This is a genomic window from Frateuria sp. sgz306004 (assembly GCF_057750885.1).
The window spans coordinates 334,907-360,006 of record NZ_JBYLFE010000003.1 but is presented as its reverse complement, the minus strand read 5'-3'; the positions used below and the strand labels follow the sequence as shown (position 1 = coordinate 360,006).

The window sequence follows — 25,100 nt, the reverse complement described above, 5'->3', positions numbered from 1 at the left end:
TGCGGAAGCAGGAATCCAGCGCCCTTACGTTCAAAGATTTACAGGCAAGGCACTGGATGACCAGCCCTTCGGCTGTTGAAATGCGCTTCCAGCGTTCGCTGGGATGACGATCAAAATCAGAGCATCCCTTACGCGTTAATGCGAGCCCTCCTCTGGAGGGCTCTTTTGTTTCCAATGCCCGAACTCAAGGCAAAAAGAAACCCGCGACGAGGCGGGTTGTGCTTTGATGGTGGGCCGTGATGGATTCGAACCATCGACCAATAGATTAAAAGTCTACTGCTCTACCGACTGAGCTAACGGCCCATCTTCAAAAGCGAGCCCGCAATTTTATGGGCTAGAGGCCCCCGGCACAAGCTAAAGGCTTGAGTCGGGCCTCCTTCGGTTCACACGTAGCGGGTCGGATCCGGCAGGCCGGCAGCCTTGAACCCCTCCAAACGCAGGCGGCAGGCGTCGCAATGACCACAAGCACGCCCCTGCGCATCGGCCTGATAACAGCTCACCGTCTCGGCGAAATCCACGTTCAGGCGCTGCCCTTCGCGCGCGATATCCGCCTTGCTCATGCGCATCAGCGGCGCGTGGATACGAATGCCCGCGCCCTCCACGCCCGCCTTGGTCGCCACATTGGCGAGCGTCTCGAAGGCCTCGATGAAGGCCGGACGGCAGTCGGGATACCCCGAGTAGTCCACCGCGTTGACGCCACACCAGATGTCGCTGGAACCCAACACTTCGGCCCAGCCGAGCGCAATGGACAGCATGATGGTGTTGCGCGCGGGCACGTAGGTCACCGGAATGCCCTGCTCGCCGCTGTCCTGGTCGAGCGGCACATCGATATCCGCCGTCAGTGCGGAACCACCGATCGCGCGCAGATCGACCTGCACCGTCTTGTGCTCCACCGCGCCAAGCAGGCGCGACACACGCTCGGAAGCCTCCAGCTCCGCGCTGTGGCGCTGGCCATAGGCCACGCTCAATGCATGCACCTGATAGCCCTGCTCACGCGCAATGGCGATGGTGACAGCCGAGTCCATGCCGCCGGAAACCAGCACGACGGCCTTGCGGGGAGACGATTCAGACATGGGATGTTGCACTCCTTCGTTTCAAGCCGGTGATCCGGCCGATAAAGCGCCAACGGCAAGACAGGCCGATGCGCGGTAAGCGTGGCGCAGATGCATTGCGTTGCCAGCCGAAACGGCGCGTACGGCACCGCCACGACGTCATCCGCTACCGGAATATCAGTGTCCGGGCTCGTCGTTCCACAGCAGCTTGTGCAGCTGCAACTGGAAACGCACGTCGAGCTTGTCGGCGATGATCCACTCGGCCAGCTCGCGCGGCTTCACCGCGCCATGCACAGGCGAGAACAGCACCATGCAACGATCCATGAGCCGGTGCTCGGCCACCACCTCGCGCGCCCATTCGTAATCCGCGCGACTGGCGATGACGATCTTCACTTGGTCATGCGGCAACAGGTGGTCGATGTTCGACCAAAGGTTGCGCTTGACCTCGCCCGAATCGGGCGCCTTCAGGTCCATGACCTTGCGCACACGCGGGTCCACCTGCGACACATCGAGCGCGCCGGAGGTTTCCAGCGACACGTCATGTCCTGCATCGCACAGGCGCTGCAGCAGGATCAAACAGCGCTTCTGCGCCAGTGGCTCACCGCCGGTTACGCAGACATGCCGCGCGCCATGCGAGGCCACTTCAGCCACGATGTCGTCGATGGCACGCCAGTCACCGCCGTAGAACGAATACTCCGTATCGCACCACGCGCAGCGCAACGGGCAACCCGTGAGGCGCACGAACACCGTGCGCCAACCGATAGCGTCGGCCTCGCCCTGGATCGAATGGAAGATCTCGGTGATGCGCAGCCGCTCGGTCTGCGTCGTGGCCGACGTGGCGGTTGCCACGTTGGAGTCGCTGCTACTCACCACACGAACCTCAGTTGGCCGGCTGCAACTGCAGGCGGCGCAGGCGTTCCTGGGCGAGACTGGCAGCCTTGGAACCCGGATACTTGGTGGTAACGCTCTTCAACGTCGCCTTGCCGGCGTCAGTCTGCTTCTGTTCGAGCTGCGTGTAGCCCAGCTTGAGCATGGCGTCGGGTGCCTTTTCGCTCTGCGGGAACTGACTGAGCAGGCGCTGGAACGCCTCCTGCGCCACCGGGTAGTTCATGGTGACGTAGTACGACTCGCCCAGCCAGTAGTAGGCGTTGGGCAGCAGCGGACTGTCCGGGTACTGCTGGATGAAGCTACGGAAACCGCGCGACGCGGTGACGTAATCGCCCGCGCGCAACGACTTGAAGGCTTCGTCGTAGGCCGCCTGCGCACCTGCCGCATTGGCCGGTGCCGCAGCACCCTTGCCGGCAGCAGCCGCGTTCGCCGCGACGCCTGCAGTGGCCTTGCTTGCCTTGCCCGCATCCGCCGCCGGCTGTGCGGCAGCCGGGGCCGCGCCAGCCTGAGGCTGAGTGGCATTGCCGGCATTGTTGCCGTTGTTGGCCGCATTAGCTGGATTGCCCGCTGCAGCACCGGCGCCGCCTTCGAGGCGGCCCAGGCGCGAATCGAGATCCACGTACTGCGCCTTGTTCTTGTCGTTCGCCTCCTGCAACTGATGCTGGAGCTCTTCGATCTGCCCCTGCATCTGCTGCAACTGCGACTGCAGCCCCTGCACCTGGTTCACCAGGGTGGTGCCGCCTTGATTCTGGTTCTGCGCTTGCTGCTCCAGCCGCGATACGCGGTCGGCCAAGCTCAAGCGGGAATCCTGTGCCAGTGCCGGGACAGCAAAAAGCATGGCGGACGCGAACGCGCCCGCCATGCTCATCCTGGCTGTAAAGCTGTTAGCCAGTTGCTTCTTCATTACTTCGCCGTGTAGACGATCTCGACGCGACGGTTCTTGCTCCAGCAGTCTTCGTTGTGCTCACGGCACACCGGCTTTTCCTTGCCGTACGAGATCACGTTGATCTGGCTGGCCGAGCCGCCGTTCGACTGCAGGGCGCTGGACACGGCGTTGCCGCGGCGCTCGCCGAGGCCGAGGTTGTACTCGCGGGTGCCGCGCTCGTCAGCATTGCCTTCCAGGCGGATCTGCGCCATCGGGCGATCCTGCAGGTACTTGGCGTGGCACGCCATGATCTGCTGGAACTCCGGCTTGATTTCATCCTTGTCGAAGTCGAAGTACACGACGCGCTGACGCAGGCAAGCGTCGGTGTCGAGATCAGCCGGGGTGTACTTGTTGGAGGTCGCCGGAGCGGTGGTCACCGGGGTCTGCTCCGGAGCCGGCTGCGGCTTGACTTCCTGCTTCTTCGAGCATGCGGCCGCGCCAACGCAGAGCAGGGCGACCAGGGCGACGCGAACGGTCTTATTCATGGTGGACGTTCCTTCAAACAGGTTTGAGTTCCGACAGTCAATAAATGATTGCGGTTTCGGGACAGTGTTCGCCGGTGAACCGGCTGTTATTTTGACATTTTGCTGCCGACGGTGCGCTGTCTCGCAACCGCCTGGCCCACCGACCGCGACGGATTGCCGCAGCCAGCAAGCGGTTTGACCCAGCGTGTCGTTGGAGGCTTCACGCCCGGGTCACGTCGTCGTGACGCTTTCGCCCCACGACATCAACTGTTTAACGCTGACGATAAGGACCCCAGGCCGGCTCGCGGACGTCGCCATCGGCGAGCACCAGACGCTGCCGCACCAGGCCGTCGGCCGACACGGCGTACAGCACGCCACGGCGGCCTTCGGAGGCGGCATACAGCAGCATGCTCGCGTTGGGCGCGAAACTCGGGGTTTCGTCGATCGGACCCGGCGAGATGAAGCGCACCTGCCCACCCAGACTGCGATCCATAATAGCAATACGATACACGTTCCCGTTGCCCTGCACCATCGCGATCTGCTTGCCGTCATAGCTGATCGAGGCGTTGGCGTTGAACTGGCCCTGGAACGTGATGCGCTCAGCCGAACCGCCACTGGCCGGCATCTGGTAGAGCTGCGGGCGACCGGAGCGATCGGAGGTGAAGATGATGCTCTGGCCGTCCGGGGTCCAACGCGGCTCGGTGTCGATGGCCAGGTTGTTGGTCAGGCGGGTCTCCTGGCGGGAGGCCACGTCCATCACGTAGATCTCGGGGTTGCCCTGATAGGACAGGGCCAGGGCGAGCTTGCTGCCGTCCGGCGACCAGTTCGGCGCACCATTGATGCCCTTGGCGCGGGCCGAAATCAGCTGACGCGAACCGGTGGTGATGTCCTGCACGTAGATGGCCGAGTTGCCGCTCTCGAAGGACACATAGGCGATCTTGCGACCATCCGGTGACCACGACGGCGACAGCAACGACTCACGCGAGCGAGCCACGACCTGCGGGTTGTAGCCATCCGAATCGGCCACGATCAGCGAGTAGGTGGTGTTGTTACCCAGGCCCACCGCGGTGATATAGGCGATGCGGGTCCAGAACGCGCCGCGTACGCCGGTGATTTTTTCGTAGATGGCATCGGCGATCTGGTGGGCCACGCCGCGCAGGTCGCCGGCCGGGGCGGTGTACGCCTGGGCGAGCAGGCTCTGCTGCTTGTTGACGTCCCACAGCTCGTATTCCACGCGCAGCATGCCGCCACCGGCGTCGCTGACGCGGCCGACGGTGATGTAGTCCTGCTTGAGCAGGCGCCAGGTGGCGAAATTGATATCCGAGCCCTTGGACGGGTTCTCGACGATTTCACTCTTGGCCAGCGAGCGGAATTTGCCCGAGCGATTGAAGTCGTTGCGGATCACGTCGGCCAGGTCGGTCGGCAGCGGTGCGCCGCCGGCCTGAGCAAATGGCACCACGGCGATCGGGGTGGCCGTTTTCAGGCCGCCGACGATGTCCACGTTGAGCGACTGGGCTGCTACCGGGCCGGCAAACAGCGCGACCACAAAAAGCAGAACGAGGGAGAGGCTAGAGCTCAGTTTGCGCATGGGATCCATCACTGCGGCCTGAAGGTGAAATCAATTTGGCGCTGGAACACGCTCTCGAAGCCCTTGTAGGGCAACGGTTGGGCGCGCAACACGGCGTTTTCGATGGAGCGTTTGCCGGCTTCGTCGTACGGACAGCTGGAGTCGACCTTGGCACTCATCACGTCGCCGCCCGGCAGCTGCACGATATGCACGATGCACGGCGTGTTCGGCATGTTATCCGGGCGAAGCCAATTCTGCGTGACCGCGTTCTGAATCGCCGCCAAATACTGGGCCAGCAAGCCGGCATCCGGACCGTTCTGGCCGGTCTGGCGCTGGTTGGCCCGCGGCACGTTCTCCATGCCGTCGTCCTTGGCGTTCTGCAGGTCCTGCATCTGTTGCTTGGCCTGATTGGCCTTGCTTTGAGCCTGTTTGACCGACTTGTCGGCCGCATCCATCTTGGCGAACAGCTCGTCGACCTTCTTCTGTTCTTCCAGCTTGTGCTTGGCCGCCTGGGCGTCCAACTCGGCCGCGCGCTGCTTCTGCTTCTCTTCCTGCTCGCGCTTGGCGTCTTCGGCCTTCTGGGCCGCGTCGGCCACTACCTTCTCCTGATCCTTGACGTCCGGGTGTTCCGGCGGAGGCGGCAGGGTCTTGATCTTGGGTGTTTCCACCGAGGGCGGCGGCGGCACGCTCGGTGGCGGCGGCACGGTGGCCGGGGTCGGCTTGGCCGGGGCGGCCTTCGGCGGCGGCGCGCCGGTGGGGCCAACCAGAGTGGCCTCGATCACCTCACCCGCTAACTGGATCGGCTTGGCGCAGGTGATCGGGTTCCAGCTCGCCGGCAAGTGCAGCGTCTCGAACATGCTCTCGTAGAACGAGCACGGAATCACCGCGAGGGCCAGAAAGCCCACGATGCCCAAGTGAAGAATGGCGGAGAGTACGACAGCCTTGGACGTACCCTTGGGGGAGTCGGCCCTCATTTCTTGTTGCTCGACTCCGGCGCGCTCATCAGGCCGACCTTGGAGACGCCGGCCTGCTGCAGATCGGCCAGCACCTGGTAGACACCGTCGTACTTGCCATCACGGTCGCCGGCCACAAGCACGCTCACGTCCGGGTTGGCCTTTACGAAGGCGCCGACCTTGGTCTTCATGGTGTCCACGTCCACCGGCTGGCGCTTGTCCGTGCCCAGGGTCAGGAACAGCTGGCCGTGCTGGTCGACCACCACGATCACTGGGTCCTTCTTGTCCTGCAACGACTTGGCGTTGGCCTGCGGCAGGTTGATGTCGACGTTCTTGTTGATCATGGGCGCGGTGACCATGAAGATGATCAGCAGCACCAGCATCACGTCGATGTAGGGAACGACGTTGATCTCCGATTTGAGCTTGAAGCGCTTGTGGCGCGCTGAGCTACGCATGGATCAGTGCCCCGCCTCGTCGGACTGGATCTGGCGCTGCAGGACGGAGGAGAACTCCTCCTGGAACACCTCGTAGCGGGACGCCACGCGCTCGACCTTGTTGGCGAAACGGTTGTACGCCCACACCGCCGGGATGGCGGCGAACAGGCCCATGGCCGTGGCGATCAGCGCTTCGGAAATGTGCGGAGCGACCACGGCGATGGTCACGTCCTTCATTTCGCCCAGGCCCTGGAAGGCGCCCATGATGCCGATGACGGTGCCGAACAGGCCAACGTACGGACTGATCGAGCCCACGTTGGCGAGGAACTCCAGGTTGCGCTCCAGGCGACCGATCTCGCGGGTGCCGGCCACGCGCATGGCGCGCTCGGAACCTTCGATGACGATGCGCATGTCATGCACGCGGCGCTGGCGCTGGCGGACGAATTCACGGAAGCCCGACTCGAACACGTTCTCCATGCCGCCGTTGTCGCCGTTGCGGTTGCTCACCTCGCGGAACAGCTGGGCAAGGTCGGCGCCGGACCAGAAACGCTCCTCGAAGTTCTCGGCCTCTTCCATCGCGGCCTTCAACTGGGAGACCTTGCGAATGATGATCACCCAGGAGAGGAACGAGAGCACCAGCAGCACCAGCATCACGAACTGCACCAGGATGCTCGCATCCGCGATCAGCTTGAAAATGTTCACTCCACCGTTCATTGCTCGAAGGTTCTCCAGCGCACGTACTGATATTGAATTAGGGGGAAAGGCCGGGGATGAAATCGGCCGGAATCTGCACCGGACGCATGCGGCGGACATCGACGCACGCCACGCGCACCTTCGCGCGAATCAGCTCCGCGCCGTCCGCCCGGCGGATCGTCTGGGCGAAAAGGATACTGGCTGCGCGCCGTTCTTTGACTTCCACGCTTACGGACAGTTCATCATCCAGCAGGGCCGCCTTGAGGAAATCGATCTGCATTTCCCGGACCAGGAAGGCCAGCCCGGTGGTTTCCTTGTAGCTGGACTGGCTGATGCCCATGGCCCGCAGCCACTCGCTGCGGGCCCGTTCCATGAAACGCAGGTAGCTGGCGTGGTAGACCACCCCGCCAGCGTCGGTATCTTCCCAATAGACGCGCACCGGCCACTGGAACGGCTCGGTGGCGGGGCCTTGCGAGAGCTCAGACATCGGCGTTATCGGCTGTAAAGAGGTCGGCAGGGGCGGGCTGGCGCTGCGGCGGGGTCAGGCCCAGGTGGCGCCAGGCCTTGGCGCTGGCCATGCGGCCCCGGGCGGTACGCACCAGGAAACCCTGCTGGATCAGGTAGGGCTCGACCACGTCTTCCAGGGTGCCCCGATCCTCGCTGAGCGCGGCGGCCAGGGATTCCACGCCCACCGGACCGCCGTCGAAGTTCTCGATGATGGTGCCCAGCAGGCGGCGATCGAGCTCGTCGAAGCCCTCGGCGTCCACCTTGAGCATGTCCATGGCGGCACGCGCGGCCTCGCGGGTGATCTCGCCGCCGGCGCGCACTTCGGCGTAATCGCGCACGCGGCGCAGCAGGCGATTGGCGATACGCGGCGTGCCACGGGCGCGACGGGCGATTTCCTGCGCCCCTTCCGGTTCGCAGGCAATGCCCAGGATGCGCGCCGAGCGCCGCACGATGGCCGTGAGCTCGTCGGGCGTATAGAACTCCAGACGCTGCACGATGCCGAAGCGGTCGCGCAGCGGCGCGGTGAGCAGGCCGGCGCGCGTGGTGGCACCGATCAGGGTGAACGGCGGCAGGTCCAGCTTGATCGAGCGGGCGGCGGGGCCTTCGCCGATCATGATGTCGATCTGGAAGTCTTCCATCGCCGGGTAGAGCACTTCTTCCACCACGGGCGAAAGACGATGGATCTCGTCCACGAACAATACGTCGTGCGGTTCGAGGTTGGTCAGCAAGGCAGCCAGATCCCCAGCCCGCTCCAGCACCGGGCCAGAGGTGGAGCGCACGTTCACGCCAAGCTCGTTGGCGATGACATGGCTAAGAGTGGTCTTGCCCAGGCCCGGCGGCCCGAAGATCAGCACGTGATCGAGCGCACCGCCACGCTTCTTGGCCGCCTCGATGTAAATGGAGAGCTGCTCGCGCACCGCCTGCTGGCCCAGGTATTCGGCCAGCCGCTTGGGACGGATGGAAGCCTCCAGGGCCTCGTCGTCCATATGGGCTGCGGCGGTCACGATGCGGTGTTCGGTCATGGGCCAAATTATGGCAGACCCGGATGACGCCGGCTTTAAAAATCCCCACCCATACGGCCATCCGCGTGCAGAAAGGGCGCCTTGCGGCGCCCTTCAGAGTCAGATTTCGACTTGGGCACCCAGCTCGATCAGACGATTGCCGGGGATCTGGAAAAACGCCGTGGCCGGCAACGCATTGCGGGCCATGAAGGCGAACAGCTTATCGCGCCACAGCGCCATACCTGGCCGCTTGGCGTCGGCAATGATGGTTTCGCGCGACAAGAAGAACGTCGTATCCATCATGTCGAACGGCAAGCCGGACTTGGAGCACTTGGACAGGGCCATGGGGATGTTGGGGTCCTCCGCGAAACCGAAGCGCAGCGCCAAGCCGTAGAAATTACCGCCCATCTCGGTGATGTCGATGCGTTCGCTGGCGTCGGCGGTCGGCGTTTCCAGCATTTCCACCGTCAGCAGCACGTTGCGCTCATGCAGCACCTTGTTGTGCTTGAGGTTGTGCAGCAATGCATGGGGCACCGCATGCTGGTTTGCGGTGAGGAACACCGCCGTACCCGGCACGCGCAGCGGCGGATGCTCGGCGATGTTTTCGATGAAGGGCTCCAGCGCCAGGCCGGACTGCTTGATCTCGCGCACCACCAGCTCGCGGCCACGACGCCAGGTGGTCATCACGATGAACACGCCCACGCCCAGCACCAGCGGGAACCAGCCGCCGTATTCGATCTTGATCAGGTTGGCGCCCAGGAACGACAGGTCGATGGTCAGTAGGAACAGGCCCGCCGCGATAACCGCGAGACGGCTCCAACCCCATTGGCGACGTGCCACGATCAAGGCGAGGATGGTGGTGATCGTCATGGTGCCGGTCACGGCGATACCGTAGGCCGCGCTCAGGTTGTCCGAGCTGCGGAAGCCCAACACCGCCATTAGCACCATCACCAACAGGAAATTGTTGACCCACGGCACGAAGATCTGGCCCGACATCTCGCGCGAGGTATGCACCACGGGCATGCGCATGGAGTAACCCAGCGACATGGCTTCGCGCGTCATCGAGAAGGCACCGGAGATCACCGCCTGCGAAGCGATGACGGTAGCCACGGTGGCCAGACCGATCATCGGATATAGCAGCGGCTCGGGAATGAGCTTGAAGAACGGACTGTCGATGGCTTCCGGATGGTCGAGTAGCAACGCACCCTGGCCAAAATAGTTCAGCACCAGTGCCGGCAGCACGAAGCTGAACCAGGCGAGGCGAATCGGACGCTTGCCGAAATGCCCCATGTCCGCGTACAGCGCCTCGGCGCCGGTCAGCGCCAGCACCACGCCACCCAGCGCGATGAAGGCCTGCATGCCATGGGTAAAGAAGAACTTCACGCCGTACATCGGGTTCAGCGCCAACAGGACATGCGGATTGTGTAGCACCATGCGCGCGCCGAGCAGCGCGATGACGATGAACCACACCACCATCACCGGCCCGAACAGCTTGCCCACGCGCTCGGTGCCGTGGCGTTGAAGGGTGAACAGCAGGAACAGGATGACGGCAGTAATCGGCACCACCCAGTGCTCCAGATTTGGCGCAGCGACCTTTACGCCTTCCACGGCCGAGAGCACTGAAATGGCCGGCGTGATCACACCGTCGCCATAGAACAGCGCAGCGCCAAAGATACCGATGATGGCCAGCAGCCAGCGCTGACGCGCATCGCCGCGCACGCTGCGCAGGGCCAGCGCGAGCAGCGCCATGATGCCGCCCTCACCTTTGTTGTCGGCGCGCATGATGAACACCACGTACTTGAGCGACACCACGATGATCTGCGCCCAGAAGATCAGCGAGAGCACACCGAAAATACTCTCTGGCGTGGGCTTCATGCCGTCATGGCTGAGCGTGGTCTGCAAGGTATACAGCGGGCTCGTGCCGATGTCGCCGTACACCACGCCAATGGCGCCGAGTGCGAGGGCGGCCAGGCGTTTCTTGGCGTCGGCGTCGGAGAGGCCGTGGCTGGAATCCGGAGTCACGTGTCAGTTCCCTAATGCGGCGCGCAGCGCCTTGCGGATGATCGATTCGGCCGTATCACCTTCGGCGGCGACCTTTTGCACCAGACGGGTGACCTCCGCCGGCTTGTAGCCCAGTTGCTGCAGCGCCACGGTGGCTTCGCCAGCCGGATCGAGCGGCGCGGCATTGGGCTGGTTGCCTGCGCCCGGCAAGCTCACGGCCAGGCCGTCCACGCGATCGCGCAGCTCCACCACCATGCGCTCGGCCGTTTTCTTGCCGATGCCGGGGATCTTGGTGAGTGCGACCACGTCAGCGGCCTGCACCAGTCGCGCAAAATCGTTGGTGGACACGCCCGATAGCACGGCCAGCGCAATCTTGGCGCCGATGCCACTGACCTTCTGCAGATTACGGAACAGCGTGCGCTCGGCCTCGTGCAGAAAGCCGTACAGCGCCACGCTGTCTTCCTTCACCGCATAGTGGGTGAGCAGGGTGACTTCCTTGCCGGTGGCAGGTAGGTCATAGATGGTGGACATCGGGGCTTCGAGTTCGTAACCCACACCGCCTACTTCCACCATCAGCCACGGCGGCTGCTTGGAAACGAGCGTGCCGCGAAGACGACCGATCATCAGCGACGCCTCCAGGCCGTGCGCGGAATACCCACGCGCGCCAGGCTGGCGCGGGTATGCGCATGGGTGACGGCAATGGCGAGCGCATCTGCCGCGTCGGCCTGCAAGGGCCCCTTGAGTCCGAGCAGGACACCGATCATGTGTTGTACCTGGGTCTTGTCACCGCGGCCGCTGCCGACCACCGACTGTTTGACTTCCGTCGCCGCGTACTCGTGCACCGCGATCCCCTGACTGACAACCGCACAGATCGCGGCGCCCCTCGCCTGCCCCAGCTTCAACGCCGAGTCGGCATTGCGCGCCATGAACACGCGCTCCACGCCACACTCATCCGGCCGATGCTCGATGATGATGGCACACAGCTCGTCAAAGATGCGTTTCAAGCGCAGGGGAAAGGTGGCCTCGCCGGCTACCGCCAGCGCGCCATGGAAAACGTGGGACAGCTTGCCACGGGCGTCGACATCGATGATGCCGACACCGGTGCGCTGGCTGCCCGGATCGATGCCGATGATGCGAGTCATGGACGAAGCATCGTCACGGGCCGATACGGCCGCGCGAACTTAGCCGGCGGCCTCGGCCGGCAGCAGCGCGTTGTGCGAGACCTCGCTGACGTCGTCGAGCGCGTCGAGCTTTTCCAGCAGATCCTGCAGCGACTCCAGTGCCTCGGCGGGCACCGGCACGCGATTGGCCGGGCGCATGCCTACGCCGGCATGCTGCGCGTTGAGACCTGCGGCGGCCAGTGCATGCTGCACGGCCTCGAAGTTCTCCGGCGCGCACACGACGGTGCTTTCGCCGTTTTCGTTCACCACGTCATCGGCGCCGGCTTCCAGTGCGGCTTCCAGCACCTTTTCCTCGGCCGCTTCGTCGCCGCCGGTGGGGAATACCAGCTCGCCCACGCGGGCAAACTGGAAAGCCACTGAGCCAGAGGTGCCCAGGTTGCCGCCATGCTTGGTCAGCGCGTGACGCACATCAGCCACGGTGCGGGTGGGGTTGTCGGTGAAGCAGTCGATGATCAGCGCGACGCCGCCCGGGCCGTAGCCCTCGTAGCGCAGTTCTTCCATCGCCGCGCCGCCATCGGCGCCCGAGCCGCGCTTGATGGCGCGCTCGATGGTGTCCTTGGGCATGTTGGCTGACAGGGCCTTGTCCACGGCCGAACGCAGGCGCGGATTGAGCCCGGGGTCGGGCACGCCGGCGCGCGTGGCGACAGTGATTTCGCGGATCAGCTTGGTGAACACCTTGGCGCGCTTGGCGTCTTCGGCGTTCTTGCGACCTTCGATGGACGGGCCTCTACCCATGGCACTTCCTGCAATGCTGGTGAACGAACAGAACGCGAATTCTATCCTTTCGCGGCTGCGGGCAGGCAAGCCACCCCGTCAAACGGTGCCCGTACTCAGGTCGGGACGTGCCCGAAATGGCCATGCTGGAGGAATTCGGTGACCTGTCGCGAGGCATCCTGCGAGAACAGCAGGCCAGTGTGATTGGTCTCGACCACACAGTGGTCGGCGATGCCTGGCAGGTGGGTTTCGTCCACGGTGACGGTGCCATCGTGGTCGCCGTCGAACTGGCCCAGTACGGCGCCCAGGCCCAACGGCAAGCGGCCGGCCACCACGCCAACCTGGCGCGGGCCGTCCCAGCGCTCGAATCCGTATTCGAGCAAGGCGCGGTTGTGTCCCAACAACACTTCGCCACCACGGCCGATGCCGGCAAAGCGGCGCGCCGCGGCGCTGCCCTTCAAGGGAGAGCCCAGGCAAACGATACGCCCGGGCGGCAGATCGATTTGGTCCATGCAGGCTTCCAACGCCAGTAGTCCGCCCAGGCTATGCCCCACCAGATGCACCTGGCCTGCTTCATCGCCCAACACACGCATGCGCGCTGCCAGCCGCTCCAGGATGCTCTCCTGGGTGGCCGCCACGCTCATGTAATCGAAGCGGTGCACGCGAAAGCCCGCTTCCATCATTCGCCGATGCAGCATGAGCAGCGCAAAACCGCGCATCCACAGGCCATGCAGCAAAATGATGTGGTCGGTCATGCGGGGCTCGGCGTGGGGAAAGTCAGCCATTGGACGGTCAAGATAGGCCGGTTGGTTCCCCAGGAACAAACCGGCCGGTCACAAAAACCGCACCATCGGCTGCGCCGCCTGTTCACGATCTGGGCGCCGTCCGCGCCAGAGTCGCCAACAAAGCCTCTTAGCCCTGGGCCTTTTCCGCCGCGGCCACGCGCACATGCAGCTCCTTGAGCTGCGGCTCGGACACCACCGACGGGGCGTCGGTCATAAGGTCCTGGGCGCTGGTGGTCTTGGGGAAGGCGATCACATCGCGAATGGACTCGGTGCCCGCCATCAGCGCCGCGATGCGGTCGATGCCGAAGGCCAGGCCACCGTGCGGCGGCGCGCCGAACTTCAGCGCCTTGAGCAGGAAGCCGAACTTGAGCTCGGCCTCGTCCGGGGTAATGCCCAGCAGGTCGAATACGGTGCTCTGCATGTCCGGGCGGTGGATACGGATGGAGCCGCCCCCAATCTCGTTGCCGTTGAGCACCATGTCGTAGCCACGACTGACCGCATTGGCGGCATTGGCACGCAAATCGGCGATGTCGTCCACCTTGGGCGCGGTGAATGGGTGGTGCAGCGCCACGAAGCGCTGCTCCTCCTCGTCGTATTCGAACATCGGGAAGTCGGTGACCCACAGCGGCTTCCAGCTGTTTTCGACCAGGCCGCGATCCTTGCCCACCTTCAAGCGCAGCGCGCCCATGAAGTCGGTGACCACCTTCCATTTGCCCGCGCCAAAGAACACCATGTCGCCGCTCTGGGCGCCGGTGGCCTTGAGCACACCTTCCAGCGCCTGATCGTCGAGGAACTTGGCCACGGGCGAGTTGATGCCCTCGCGACCCTTAGCCAGGTCATCCACGCGCAGCCAGGCCAGGCCCTTGGCACCGTACTTGCCCACGAACTCGGTGAGCAGATCGATTTCCTTGCGGGTCAGCGTGGCGCCGCCCGGCACGCGCAGCGCGGCCACGCGGCCACCGGCGTCGTTGGCCGGCTCGGCGAATACCTTGAATTCGACGTGCTTGACCGCTTCGGCGATGTCCACCAGCTCCAGCGCGATGCGCAGGTCCGGCTTGTCCGAGCCAAAGCGACGCATGGCTTCGGCCCAGGTCATGCGCGGGAAGCTGGCGTCCAGCTCGACGTTCTGCACTTCCTTGAACACGTGGCGGATGAGTTCCTCCACGAAGTCCTGCACGTCCTTTTCTTCGACAAAGGCGAACTCAAGGTCGAGCTGCGTGAACTCAGGCTGGCGATCGGCGCGAAGGTCTTCATCGCGGAAGCAGCGGGCGATCTGATAGTAGCGATCGAAGCCGGCCATCATCAGGATCTGCTTGAACAGCTGCGGCGACTGCGGCAGCGCGTAGAACTGGCCCGGATGCACGCGGCTGGGCACGAGGTAGTCGCGCGCGCCTTCGGGCGTGGCCTTGGTGAGGATGGGCGTTTCGATGTCCTGGAAGCCGCGCGCGTCGAGGTAACGGCGCAGCGCCTGCACCAGCTTGATGCGCGTGCGCATCATGCGCTGCATCTCGGGGCGACGCAGGTCGAGGTAGCGGTAGGTCATCCGCATGTCCTCGTTGGGGTTCTCGTGCAGCGCGAAGGGCAGATCCTTGGCGGCGTTGAGAATCTCGACCTTGTCGGCCAGCAGCTCCACCGTGCCGGTGCGCAGCTTGTCGTTCACCGACAGGCGCTTGCGGATGGTGCCGGTGACGCGCAGGCAGTATTCGTTGCCGATCTCGCCGGCCACGGCGAACGCCTCGGCGTTCTCGCGCTCCACCACCACCTGGGCGATGCCCTCATGATCACGCAGGTCGACGAAGGCCACGTGGCTCTGCAGGCGGAGGGTGTTGACCCAGCCGCAAAGGGTGACGGTCTGACCGACCAGTGCCTCATCGATGAGGCCGCAGTAATGCGTGCGCATGCGCTTGGAACTCCGGGCCGCCTGGGCGGCGAGATGCGTGGACAAGACTGCGAATGTTAACACCGGCGCGCTGGCCGGCGGGCGACGCCGCGCGCCCGGAGGGGCGACGCGGCGTTCGGAAGGCCCGGATTACCAGCGGCGATCCACCGAGAAGAGCCCTCGGCAGCCGCGGTCCACCCATACGCCAGCCCGGTTCCAGCCCCAGCTGTAGCCCTCCTCACAGGGGGAGCCGGAAAGCTGACGGAGCAAGCGCACTCGACCGCGTCCACCCACGTCCACCTGGCAGAACTGGTAGCGTTTGTCGCCGCTCTCGCACTGGAAGCGGATTTCACGATCCCAGTCCGGGCCCGGGCGCCATCCACCGCCACCCTGCCAGCGACCGTCGTCGTCGCCGCGACCTCCATTCCAGCCGCCGCCACGCCCCATTTCCACGAACTGGCCACGGCAACCACGGTCTACCCACAGGCCACCGCGATCCACGCCCCAGGACTGGCCGCGTACGCACGGGCTGTTGGATTCCTGTCTGATCAATTCGGCATCGCGCCAGGGCACCTGGCACCGGCTGAAGCGCCCGTCGTCGCTGCCGCAGCGGATCACATCGCGGCCCTGCGCGTGCGCCGCCGGCGCCGAAGTACCCATCAGGCCGATGAGCACACCGGCCACCACGCCCAACCACCCTGTTCCGTTCCGCATCATGTGAGCGCTCCTGTCTGTCGGTGCGACACGCTAGCGAGTGCAGGCTCAACGGCGTTTGAATATCTTGCGACAGCTTCGTAGAAACCTGCATGCCGGCTACCCGGCATTCAGGCTGCCCGATGCACTCAGCTCTCGCTGCCTGTACCCGAGGAGGAAGTCGTGGACGTGGAAGGCGTGCTGGAAGGCGTGCTGGAAGTCGACCCCGCATCCCCGGCCAGGTTGCGCTTCTTGTCGCCGTCCTTCTTGAAGTCGGTTTCGTACCAGCCGCTGCCGGCCAGGCGGAAGCCCGGCGCACTCAGGCGGCGTTTGACCTCCGCCACGTCACAGGCAGGGCAAACGGTCGGATCGGGGTCGGACAGCTTCTGCAGGCGGTCGAAGCGATGTCCGCAACTGCTGCATTCGAATTCATAGATAGGCATGGGTGCTCCGCAGATCAGTGCCGCCCCGAGTGATCGCGAATGGCTACGCAGGAGGTCGGCAGCTCTCCATTATCGAGGCAAGGGCGCCAATTTCAACGATCTGGGCGCTCCGTCCGGCGGCCTCGGTCAGGCGTGCGCGGCCAGCACCACGAGTACCGCCGCCTCGACCAGTTCCGCCAGCGCACCGCAGGTGTCGCCGGTCATGCCGCCCAGCCGGTGCATGCAGGCCGCACGCCAGAGTAAAAACACCACCAGCGATGCCAGGCCGGCACGCAGACCCCAAGCGCCCATCCATGCCGCCAACGCTCCGACCAACAACAAACTCGCACCGCAGGCCCATCGCGACGTGCCGGCCAGCGCGCTACCGATGCCGCCAGGACGCACATACGGAGTCACCATAAAGGCCGCCGTGAGCGCGGAACGCCCAAGCAGGGGCGCCAGCCACAACGCGGGGGTAGGCGGGGCAAGGCTCGCCAGCGCGGCGAACTTCAGCAATAGCAGCAACATCACCGCCGCGACACCGGCGGGGCCACTGCGCGGATCTTTCATGATGCTGAGCGTGCGTTCGCGGTCGCCCAAGCCACCAACCCATGCGTCGGCACTGTCGGCCAGCCCATCCAGGTGCAAGCCGCCGGTAAGGAGCACCCAGGCCACCAACACGAGCGCGGCTGCCAGCAGCGGCGGCAGCGGCGCGATCAACCACCCCAGACCGTACAACAGGCCCCCGAGCAGCAGGCCGACGAGCGGATACCACGGCAATGGCGACGTTGGCCCCACGCTCGAATCGAAAACCCGTGCGGGCACCGGGATCCGGGTGAGAAACCCGATGGCGGCAAGCAGACTGCGCATCAGGCCCGAACCAGCCCCGTATCGGACCGGGTCCAATTGAGCGGGTGCAGCGAGGCGTGCGGCACGTCGATGTTGGCCATCTCACCGAAATCCCTGCGCTCGGCCTCGCATCGCAATAGGCGGATCGCGCCGCCATGGGTAACCACCAGTACCCGGTGCGACTGCGCCTCGACCGCTACGTCGTCCAGCGCATCGCACAAGCGTCGACGAAACGCCGCGAACGGCTCACCGCCGGGTGGCGGCCAATGAACCGGGTCGGCCCAGAAGCGAGCCAGCATGTCGCCCTGTTCGTCCGCGATCCGCTCGATGGGTACGCCTTGCCAGTCACCGAAGTGATACTCGGCCAGGCGCTTGTCCACACGTATGGGTATGCGCCGCGCCGTAGCCAGCTCATGCGCGAATTCGGCGCAACGCCGCAGCGGCGAGGTCACCACGCGCTCCCAAGCACGCCCAAAGATGGCAGCCCGCAACTGGGTCCATCCCAGGGGGCTGAGGCTATCGTCCAGTTGGCCGCGATAGCTGCGTTCGCCGGTATCGCCGTGTCGCAGCAGGTCAATGCTCACTTGACGCTCGCTCATGCGGCGGACACTCCCGCCTGCGCAAACGTCGCCATGCGTGCGTGCAATTCGCACGCCAATCGCATCAACGGCACGGCGCTTGCCGCGCCACTGCCTTCGCCCAGGCGCAAGCCGAGATCCAACAACGGATCGGCATCCAGGGCGGCCAGCAAACGTGCGTGCCCGCGTTCACGCGAGCGGTGCGCAAAGAACATCCACGCGCGGCACCCTGGGTTGATGCGCACTGCCGCCAGCGCCGCTGCCGTGGTGATGAAACCATCGATCAGCACAGGCACACCGCGCTGTGCAGCGACGATGTAAGCGCCGCACAAAGCCGCGATCTCGAAACCGCCGACGCGCGCCAGCCATGCCAGGGCATCGTCGTCGTTGGGGTAGCGCGTTAGCGCGCGTTCAATCACCGCGGCCTTGCGTTCGATGCCGGCGGCGTCCAGGCCCGTGCCCGCGCCAGCCAGCGCATAGGGCGACTCGCGCAGCAGTCCGCAAGCCAGCGCTGCCGCCGAGGTGGTGTTGGCAATGCCCATCTCGCCGCCGACGAACAATTGCGCGCCCGCATCGAAGGCCGCTTCGGCGCTGTGTGCGCCTGCACGCAGGGCGGCCTCCAGCTGTGCGCGATCCATGGCCGGCCGTTCGCAGAAATTATGGGTTTGCGGAGCGATGATGGCGCGCCGCACATGTGGCAATTCACCCGGGTCGTTCACGGTACCCAGGTTCACCACTTCCAGCATGGCACCCAGCGTGCGCGCCAATACACTGATGGCGGCGCCACCGTTGGCGAAGTTGCGCACCATTTCCCCGGTGACCACCTGCGGAAACGCGGACACGCCTTCGGCCGCCACGCCATGATCGCCGGCGAACACGCTGATCCACACCTGCTGCGCCGAGGGCAACGGCTTGTGCTGCATACCAGCCAGTCGAATGGCGAGGGTCTCCAGCGTGCCCAGCGAGCCCGGCGGCTTGGTCAATTGCCCCTGATGTTCACGCGCGCGCTCCCTGCTCTCTTCATGGATGGAAAAACACGGTTCCCGCAGCCAGTCATGGCTCATGTAGTGCTTCCCTCAGGGATGTTTCGATTCGTTCTTGAGTGTGAGCGGCAAGCCGGCGGCCACGAACAACACGCGTTCGCAGTGCACAGCCAACGCCTGATGCAGGCGCCCGGCTTCGTCGACGAAGCGCCGCGTGAGTTCGCCTAACGGCACAACACCGAGGCCCACCTCGTTGCTCACCAGCAGCACTTGTCCGGTCAGTGTCGGCAACGCAGTCAGCAAGGCATCGCGTTCGTGTTCGAAGCGCGCGTCGTCACCAGCCCCCAGCAAGTTGCTCAGCCACAGGGTGAGGCAATCGACCAACACGCAATGTCCAGGCCGGGCATGCGCGTGCAATGCCTCCGCCAAAGCGAGCGGCTCTTCCACGCATTCCCAATACGACGGGCGGCCCGCACGATGGTGGGCGATGCGCGCGGCCATCTCCGCGTCGTGCGCCTGCGCAGTGGCGATGTAGGTGACCGGGTGGCCGGATTCGTGAGCCAGGCGTTCGGCCAGCGCACTCTTTCCCGAGCGCGCCCCACCGAGTATCAGGCAACGCATGGATGGCCTCCATCCAGCAGCAGGTGGCGCAGCGCGGCGGTGTCCAGATGCGTTTCCACGGCGTCGGCCAGTCGCTCGATGCTCGTTTCGCGCAACGCTTGCATGTCCAGCGGTGCAGCCCCGTCCAAACCTGCCCACGCGAGCACCGCCGCGAGCGCCTCGGGCTCATCGAACAGACCGTGCAGATAGGTGCCGAGAATTTGCCCGTCGTCCGAAAGCGCACCGTCGACGGCACCGCCGTCCAACAGGCACGATGACCGTGCAAGCGCCTCGCCCCGGCTCACGCCGCAATGGATTTCGTAGCCGCTCACGCGCGCCCCTCCCAGGACCAACTTCCCTTCCACGCGGCGCAATTGCTTGCGCGCCTCCAGCGTGGTCTCCAATGCCAGCCAACCCAGTCCGTCGCTCGAGCCCGGCTCACCCTCGATGCCCTGGCGATCATGCACGAAGCGGCCCAGCATCTGGAAGCCACCGCAGATACCGATCACCTTGCCGCCATAGCGCAGGTGCCGCGCCATCGCCTGGTCCCATCCATGGGTACGCAACCATGCCAGATCGGCTCGTGTCGACTTGGAGCCGGGCAGCACCATGAGATCGCACGGCGGCGGCGCCTCGCCGGGGCCCACAAAGCGGAAATCCACCTCGGGGTGTGCGCGAAGCGCATCGAAATCGTTGTGATTGCTGATGCGAGGCAGCGCCGGTGCGACCGCGCGCAAACGGGCACTTTCCTTTCGTGGCGCCTCGCGCGGCAGGGCATCTTCGGCTTCGAGTTGCAGGCCATGCAGATAGGGCAACACACCGAGCACCGGCTTGCCGGTCTCACGCTCCAGCCAATCCAGCCCCGGCCGCAAAAGAGCCAGATCGCCCCGGAATCGATTGACGACGAAGCCAACCACGCGCGCACGCTCGCTTTCCGACAACAGCGCCAAAGTGCCAACCAGGTGCGCAAACACGCCGCCACGGTCGATGTCGGCCACCAGCAACACGGGGCAATCCACGGCCTCGGCGTAGCCCATGTTGGCGATATCGCGATCGCGCAGGTTGATCTCGGCCGGGCTGCCGGCCCCTTCGACCACCACAGTTTGGTAAGCACTAACCAGTCGATCGTGCGATGCCAGCACTGCTTCCATCGCGATGCGTTTGTAATCGTGGTAGTCGCATGCGTTCATGCTGGCAACGGCGTGCCCGTGCACGATCACCTGCGCCCCCACATCGGTCTGGGGCTTGAGCAGAATCGGGTTGAAATCGGTGTGCGGTGGCACGCCAGCGGCCTGCGCCTGCACCGCTTGTGCCCGACCGATCTCGCCGCCATCCACAGTCACGGCGGCATTGAGCGCCATGTTCTGCGGTTTGAACGGCGCAACTGAGCAACCTTGCCGATGCAGCCATCGGCACAACGCAGCTACCAAGGTGCTCTTGCCTGCATCGGAGGTGCAACCTTGCACCATCAGCACGCGCGCACTCACGAAACACGCTCCGTGCCATGCAGCGACATCAGTGCCGCTTCCAATCGCTGCCAGGCGCTTTCATCACCAGGTATGCCGAACCGCAAGCTGCGTGGCGTATCGAACAAACGCGTCAGGATGCCCTGCTTGGCCAGGGCCCGGTGCCATGCGGGCGCTCGATCGTCGCAGCACCACTGGAAGAAGGCGCAGCCCGCGGCAGGCGCCAAACCGTGTCCGCTCAACAAGCTGGCGAGGCGCGCACTGTGTGCATGCAGCCATTCGCGCGCCTGAGCCTGCCATGTCACATCGACGAGCGCGCGCTGCACCGCGTAACGTGCGGGCCCACTCAACGTCCACGGTCCCAAGGCCTCGCGCAACGCGCCGAGCAGACCGACGCTGGCGCATGCAAAGCCCACGCGCGCACCTGCCAGGCCGAAGAACTTGCCCACCGAACGCAGCACGATCAAGCCCTCACGCCCCGACAGTGGGCACAAACTTTCGCCAGGCGTGGCGTCCATGAAAGCCTCATCCACCACCAACCAGCCGCCCCGAGCGGCCAGCGCGGCATGGCAAGCCAACAGCTCTTGCCGCGTGAAACGTTCGCCCCCGGGGTTGTTGGGATGGATCAGTACGATCACATCGAAATTCCCCACGCGCGTCAGCAATTCCATGGCCGGCAGGGTTTCCACCCAATGCCCCGCGTCACGCCACGCCCGAGCGTGCTCTGCATAACCTGGCGCGATCACGCCCACCCGCGCGCGTTCACGCAAAAGAGGTAATTGCTGCAAGGCGGCTTGTGACCCGGCGATGGGCAGCACATGCGGCGCACCGTAGTAATCCAGCGCGGCCGGGATCAACGCATCGTCGTCCTCGGGCAGGCGGTGCCAAGCGCTCGCCGGTATGGCCGGCACAGGCCAGGCGTGAGGGCTGATGCCCGTGGAAAGGTCGATCCAGTGTTCCAGCGCCAGACCGTACTCGCGCGCGGCACGCCGCAGACGTCCACCATGCTCAAGCATGTGCTCCTCCCCTCAACAATGCGCATGCAGCCAACACCAGCAGCCACAGCGTCACCGACCGACGAACCAGCGCCAGTGCGCGTTCAATGCTTCGCGCATCCGCAGGCGCACCCTCACCCAGCGCGGGCCGCGACTCCCAGCGTCCCTCATAAGGGGCTGGCCCACCCAGCCTGATATGCAGCGCTCCCGCGCCGGCCGCCATCACGGGCCCCGCGCTGGGGCTATCCCACGCAGCGGCCTGGGTGCGCCAGCAACGCCAAGCGCCACTCGCATCGCCCAGCAGCAGATAGCTCATGGCGGTGAGTCGCGCCGGCACGTAGTTCAATACATCGTCGATGCGCGCCGCAGCCCAGCCAAAATGCGCGTAGCGTTCGGTGCGATAACCCCACATGGCATCCAGTGTGTTGGCGAGCCGATAGAGCACAGCACCCGGCGCGCCGAACAGCACGAACCAGAACAGCGCACCGAACACCGCGTCATTGCCGTTCTCAAGGACCGACTCGGTAGCGCCGGCAGCTACCTGGCTTTCATCCAGCAGCCCGGCATCGCGGCTGACCATGCGCGCCACGGCCGCACGCGCGGCCGCAAGATCGCCCTGCCGCAAGGCGCGCGCCACCGGCATGGCGTGCTCGGACAGGCTGCGGTGCCCTAGGGCGAGATAGAGCGCGCCCACCTCCCATGCGGTGGCCCACCACGGTGACATGGCGCGCAGCCATGCGGACAGCCATGCCGCAAGCGCCACCCACGGCAGCACCGCCACACCCCATGCCAGCGCTCCCGCCAGACGACGCGACGCATACGCTCGTGTCTCCACCACGCGCGCCCAGCGACCAAAGGCGACGAGCGGATGCGCGATGCGTGGCTCGCCCCAGCAGGCGTCGAGCAACACGGCGGCGAAGGCGGCCAATGCAACACTCATGGCAGGAACAGGCGCAACGCGGCCTCGGGAGCGGAAGGAAAATAGAAGTGCACGAAGCTGGCGGTGAAACGTCCACGTCGATACACCGCTTCACGACTTGGACCGCCGTCCGGATTGGCGGCCTGCGCCAGCGGCGCTTCGTGCACCTCCGCTGCGGCGTAGTGAAACGTGTGTCCGCGCAAACTGCCCTCGGGCAATTGCACCGATTGCATGCCCAGCCCACCCAAGCGCGATTGCATGCGAGCCGAGCCACGCAGCAAGCCGGCCATCGGCACGGGCTCGCCATCCACGGGCGCAAGCGTTTCCAGTGCGTAGAGCAATCCACCGCATTCGGCCAGCATGGGCTTGCCGGCGGCGACATGCGTGTGCAGCGCTTGCCGCAGGTCCTGCCTGGCGGCCAGCGTGCTCAGGTGCAGTTCGGGGTAGCCGCCCGGCAGCCACACCGCGTCGCACGCAGGCAGCGGGTCACCGGCCAGCGGTGAGAAGAAGCACAACTCCGCACCCGCGGCTCGCAACAGATCGAGATTGGCCGCATAGAGAAAACAGAACGCCGCATCACGTGCCACGGCGATGCGCTGTCCACGCAACCACGACGGCACCGGCACGGGCGCCACGGCATCGAACGATACGGGTGTCGGCATCGCCGTCGAGGCATGCATGGACCACGCATCGGCCAACGCATCCAGGCGCGCATCGATGTCCTCCAGCTCCGTCGCGGCTACGAGCCCCAGATGTCGCTCCGGCAAAGCCAGCGAGGCATCGCGCGGCAACGCGCCCAGCCACTGCAAGGGCGAAGGCACGCTCTCGGCCAGCAATTGAGCGTGATAGGCACTGCCCACACGATTGGCCGCCACGCCATACACATGAAGGCCCTCGCGATAGCGCGCCAGCCCCAACGCCACGGCGCCAAACGTCTGCGCCATGGCCGAACCGTCGATCACCGCGAGCACCGGCAAGCCCAGGCGCTGCGCGAGGTCCGCGCTCGACAGGCCACCATCGAACAGGCCCATCACGCCTTCCACCAGCAACAGATCGGCCTCGCCCGCGGCAGCGTGCAGGCGTGCCCGCACGTCGTCCTCGCCGTTCATCCACAGGTCCAGCTGATAGACAGGCGCACCGCTGGCGCGCTCCAGCACCATGGGGTCAAGAAAGTCCGGACCGGTCTTGAACACACGGACACGCCGACCCTGGCGCGTATGCCAACGGGCCAGCGCGGCCGTGACGGATGTCTTGCCCTGCCCCGACGCAGGCGCCGAGATCAGCAGCGCGGAACAAGCGCGCGTATGTGCACTCATGCAGCCACCTACAGTTCAATGCCCTTCTGTGCGCGGATACCGGCCTGAAAGGCGTGCTTGACCAGGCGCATCTCCGTCACGGTATCGGCAACGGCCAGCAACTCGTCAGGCGCCCCGCGACCCGTGACCACCACATGTTGCTCCGGCGGCCGCGCGGTCAGCGCCTGGCATACCTGCGCCACATCCAGATAGCCCTTCACCAGGGCGATGTTGAGTTCATCCAGCAAGACGAAATCGTAGGACGGATCGGCCAGCATGGCGCAGGCCACCTGCCAGGCGGCTGTCGCTGCGGCGATGTCGCGGGCCTTGTCCTGGGTTTCCCAGGTGTAACCCTCGCCCATCACGTGATAGTCCAGTTCCTCGGGAAAGTGTCGAAAGAAGGCCTCCTCGCCCGTGGAAAAGCTGCCCTTGATGAACTGCACCACGCCGCAGTGAAAACCATGCCCGAGTGAGCGGGCCAGCATGCCAAAGCCCGAGGAACTCTTGCCCTTGCCGTTGCCGGTGTTCACCACCAGTACGCCACGCTCGATGGTGGCGCGGGCGATCTTGCGGTCCACCAAGGCCTTCTTGCGCTGCATGCGCTCGCGATGGCGCTGCTCGGCGGCGCCTTCCGCCGCGCCCTGCTCGGTATCACTCATGCCTTTGCTCCTTCCCCCGTGGATGACGTCCCTTGCGACACGAGCCGGGCAACAGCAGCATGCGCCACCAGCGCCACGGCGACGTAACCCAGCGTGGTACGAACGAACAGCGGGCCCCATTGCCACAGTCGAGCCAGATACTGACTCATGTTGGGCTCGGCGTAGCGGCCGCCCAGCCAATAGAACGCGCCGTTGGATACGACGAACGACGCGCTGGCGGCCACCAGCGCCACCGCAAAGGCACCGAGCAAGGTGAGCGGCCGCGCGTTGAGACGCGGTGCGTAACCTCGACCGGCATACCACAGGGCCGCATAAGCCAGCGGCAGAAAGGCGTAGGCCGGTGTTACGCAGAAATCGCTGACCCCGGCGTATCGAATCGATGCCCAGTCCAATGCCACGGCGAGCAGCACCATCGCGACGAAAACAACATGCCTGCGCACGTACAAGCCACCGAGAAAGAACACGGCCATCGATGCATCGGGAAGGTGCAGCGCATCGCCAACATGCTTGAAGCGCGTCACCGCCATCGCCAGCGCCAACGCGAGCGTCCATGCGACAAGACGGGAACCTTGGGGCATCTTCATATCGTTACTCCAC

Annotated in this window: 28 protein-coding genes and 1 tRNA gene; all 29 read right to left on the bottom strand. The window is 65.1% G+C overall.

Annotated elements, in window-relative coordinates; genetic code table 11:
• Positions 1–227: 227 nt before the first annotated feature.
• Positions 228–303: transfer RNA gene (locus AC3G2C_RS07845), tRNA-Lys, on the bottom strand.
• Between the two features lie 80 nt (positions 304–383).
• Positions 384–1,073 (bottom strand): 7-cyano-7-deazaguanine synthase QueC, encoded by a 690-nt coding sequence (queC, locus tag AC3G2C_RS07840; protein ID WP_488384069.1) that lies wholly within the window; start codon positions 1,071–1,073, stop codon positions 384–386.
• Between the two features lie 156 nt (positions 1,074–1,229).
• Entirely contained in the window at positions 1,230–1,922 is a 693-nt protein-coding gene (gene queE, locus AC3G2C_RS07835; RefSeq protein WP_488384068.1) for a 7-carboxy-7-deazaguanine synthase QueE, read from the bottom strand.
• A 10-nt stretch (positions 1,923–1,932) separates the two neighbouring features.
• A complete protein-coding gene (gene ybgF / locus AC3G2C_RS07830; protein ID WP_488384067.1) occupies positions 1,933–2,739 on the bottom strand; it encodes a tol-pal system protein YbgF in 807 nt (268 codons plus the stop codon).
• A 104-nt stretch (positions 2,740–2,843) separates the two neighbouring features.
• Positions 2,844–3,350 carry a peptidoglycan-associated lipoprotein Pal gene (gene pal, locus AC3G2C_RS07825; RefSeq protein ID WP_199100308.1) on the bottom strand — a complete coding sequence of 169 codons (507 nt, stop codon included), beginning with the start codon at positions 3,348–3,350 and terminating at the stop codon, positions 2,844–2,846.
• Between the two features lie 250 nt (positions 3,351–3,600).
• A complete protein-coding gene (gene tolB, locus AC3G2C_RS07820) occupies positions 3,601–4,929 on the bottom strand; it encodes a Tol-Pal system beta propeller repeat protein TolB (protein ID WP_488384066.1) in 1,329 nt (442 codons plus the stop codon).
• Positions 4,926–5,870 (bottom strand): cell envelope integrity protein TolA, encoded by a 945-nt coding sequence (tolA, locus tag AC3G2C_RS07815; RefSeq protein ID WP_488384065.1) that lies wholly within the window; start codon positions 5,868–5,870, stop codon positions 4,926–4,928. The genes tolB and tolA overlap by 4 nt, the downstream gene beginning before the upstream one ends.
• Positions 5,867–6,304, bottom strand: coding sequence for a protein TolR (tolR, locus tag AC3G2C_RS07810; RefSeq protein ID WP_488384064.1), 438 nt, complete (start codon positions 6,302–6,304; stop codon positions 5,867–5,869). The genes tolA and tolR overlap by 4 nt, the downstream gene beginning before the upstream one ends.
• Before the next feature lie 3 nt (positions 6,305–6,307).
• Entirely contained in the window at positions 6,308–6,997 is a 690-nt protein-coding gene (gene tolQ / locus AC3G2C_RS07805; RefSeq protein ID WP_488384063.1) for a protein TolQ, read from the bottom strand.
• Between the two features lie 37 nt (positions 6,998–7,034).
• Positions 7,035–7,463 carry a tol-pal system-associated acyl-CoA thioesterase gene (ybgC, locus tag AC3G2C_RS07800; RefSeq protein ID WP_488384062.1) on the bottom strand — a complete coding sequence of 143 codons (429 nt, stop codon included), beginning with the start codon at positions 7,461–7,463 and terminating at the stop codon, positions 7,035–7,037.
• On the bottom strand, positions 7,456–8,505 hold the full coding sequence (ruvB, locus tag AC3G2C_RS07795; RefSeq protein ID WP_488384061.1) for a Holliday junction branch migration DNA helicase RuvB: 1,050 nt from the start codon (positions 8,503–8,505) through the stop codon (positions 7,456–7,458). Before ruvB ends, ybgC begins: the two co-directional genes overlap by 8 nt.
• A gap of 99 nt (positions 8,506–8,604) precedes the next feature.
• Positions 8,605–10,506, bottom strand: coding sequence for a potassium transporter Kup (locus tag AC3G2C_RS07790; RefSeq protein ID WP_488384060.1), 1,902 nt, complete (start codon positions 10,504–10,506; stop codon positions 8,605–8,607).
• 3 nt (positions 10,507–10,509) lie between these two features.
• Positions 10,510–11,109, bottom strand: coding sequence for a Holliday junction branch migration protein RuvA (gene ruvA / locus AC3G2C_RS07785; protein WP_488384059.1), 600 nt, complete (start codon positions 11,107–11,109; stop codon positions 10,510–10,512).
• The gene (gene ruvC / locus AC3G2C_RS07780) at positions 11,109–11,627 is read right to left on the bottom strand and encodes a crossover junction endodeoxyribonuclease RuvC (protein WP_488384058.1); all 519 of its coding nucleotides are present in this window, start codon (positions 11,625–11,627) and stop codon (positions 11,109–11,111) included. The genes ruvA and ruvC overlap by 1 nt, the downstream gene beginning before the upstream one ends.
• Before the next feature lie 39 nt (positions 11,628–11,666).
• A complete protein-coding gene (locus AC3G2C_RS07775) occupies positions 11,667–12,401 on the bottom strand; it encodes a YebC/PmpR family DNA-binding transcriptional regulator (protein WP_488384057.1) in 735 nt (244 codons plus the stop codon).
• 95 nt (positions 12,402–12,496) lie between these two features.
• Positions 12,497–13,135 (bottom strand): esterase/lipase family protein, encoded by a 639-nt coding sequence (locus AC3G2C_RS07770; RefSeq protein ID WP_488384056.1) that lies wholly within the window; start codon positions 13,133–13,135, stop codon positions 12,497–12,499.
• A gap of 157 nt (positions 13,136–13,292) precedes the next feature.
• Positions 13,293–15,065 carry an aspartate--tRNA ligase gene (aspS, locus tag AC3G2C_RS07765; protein WP_488384055.1) on the bottom strand — a complete coding sequence of 591 codons (1,773 nt, stop codon included), beginning with the start codon at positions 15,063–15,065 and terminating at the stop codon, positions 13,293–13,295.
• 129 nt (positions 15,066–15,194) lie between these two features.
• Positions 15,195–15,761, bottom strand: a complete 567-nt coding sequence (locus tag AC3G2C_RS07760; RefSeq protein WP_488384054.1) for a DUF3011 domain-containing protein — start codon at positions 15,759–15,761, stop codon at positions 15,195–15,197.
• 125 nt (positions 15,762–15,886) lie between these two features.
• A complete protein-coding gene (locus tag AC3G2C_RS07755) occupies positions 15,887–16,180 on the bottom strand; it encodes an FmdB family zinc ribbon protein (RefSeq protein WP_488384053.1) in 294 nt (97 codons plus the stop codon).
• A gap of 126 nt (positions 16,181–16,306) precedes the next feature.
• Complete coding sequence (locus AC3G2C_RS07750; protein ID WP_488384279.1) at positions 16,307–17,032, bottom strand: adenosylcobinamide-GDP ribazoletransferase; 726 nt, start codon at positions 17,030–17,032, stop codon at positions 16,307–16,309.
• Positions 17,029–17,607 (bottom strand): histidine phosphatase family protein, encoded by a 579-nt coding sequence (locus AC3G2C_RS07745; protein WP_488384052.1) that lies wholly within the window; start codon positions 17,605–17,607, stop codon positions 17,029–17,031. Before AC3G2C_RS07745 ends, AC3G2C_RS07750 begins: the two co-directional genes overlap by 4 nt.
• Positions 17,604–18,650 carry a nicotinate-nucleotide--dimethylbenzimidazole phosphoribosyltransferase gene (gene cobT / locus AC3G2C_RS07740; RefSeq protein ID WP_488384051.1) on the bottom strand — a complete coding sequence of 349 codons (1,047 nt, stop codon included), beginning with the start codon at positions 18,648–18,650 and terminating at the stop codon, positions 17,604–17,606. The genes AC3G2C_RS07745 and cobT overlap by 4 nt, the downstream gene beginning before the upstream one ends.
• A gap of 12 nt (positions 18,651–18,662) precedes the next feature.
• A complete protein-coding gene (cobU, locus tag AC3G2C_RS07735; protein WP_488384050.1) occupies positions 18,663–19,190 on the bottom strand; it encodes a bifunctional adenosylcobinamide kinase/adenosylcobinamide-phosphate guanylyltransferase in 528 nt (175 codons plus the stop codon).
• The gene (locus AC3G2C_RS07730) at positions 19,178–20,656 is read right to left on the bottom strand and encodes a cobyric acid synthase (protein ID WP_488384049.1); all 1,479 of its coding nucleotides are present in this window, start codon (positions 20,654–20,656) and stop codon (positions 19,178–19,180) included. Before AC3G2C_RS07730 ends, cobU begins: the two co-directional genes overlap by 13 nt.
• The gene (cobD, locus tag AC3G2C_RS07725) at positions 20,653–21,651 is read right to left on the bottom strand and encodes a threonine-phosphate decarboxylase CobD (protein WP_488384048.1); all 999 of its coding nucleotides are present in this window, start codon (positions 21,649–21,651) and stop codon (positions 20,653–20,655) included. The genes AC3G2C_RS07730 and cobD overlap by 4 nt, the downstream gene beginning before the upstream one ends.
• Positions 21,644–22,570 carry an adenosylcobinamide-phosphate synthase CbiB gene (gene cbiB / locus AC3G2C_RS07720; RefSeq protein WP_488384047.1) on the bottom strand — a complete coding sequence of 309 codons (927 nt, stop codon included), beginning with the start codon at positions 22,568–22,570 and terminating at the stop codon, positions 21,644–21,646. Before cbiB ends, cobD begins: the two co-directional genes overlap by 8 nt.
• Positions 22,567–23,865: a cobyrinic acid a,c-diamide synthase CobB gene (locus AC3G2C_RS07715; RefSeq protein ID WP_488384046.1), complete on the bottom strand. Its 1,299-nt coding sequence runs from the start codon at positions 23,863–23,865 to the stop codon at positions 22,567–22,569. Before AC3G2C_RS07715 ends, cbiB begins: the two co-directional genes overlap by 4 nt.
• 8 nt (positions 23,866–23,873) lie before the next feature.
• On the bottom strand, positions 23,874–24,503 hold the full coding sequence (cobO, locus tag AC3G2C_RS07710) for a cob(I)yrinic acid a,c-diamide adenosyltransferase (protein ID WP_488384045.1): 630 nt from the start codon (positions 24,501–24,503) through the stop codon (positions 23,874–23,876).
• The gene (locus tag AC3G2C_RS07705; protein WP_488384044.1) at positions 24,500–25,087 is read right to left on the bottom strand and encodes a hypothetical protein; all 588 of its coding nucleotides are present in this window, start codon (positions 25,085–25,087) and stop codon (positions 24,500–24,502) included. Before AC3G2C_RS07705 ends, cobO begins: the two co-directional genes overlap by 4 nt.
• Positions 25,088–25,100: the final 13 nt, after the last annotated feature.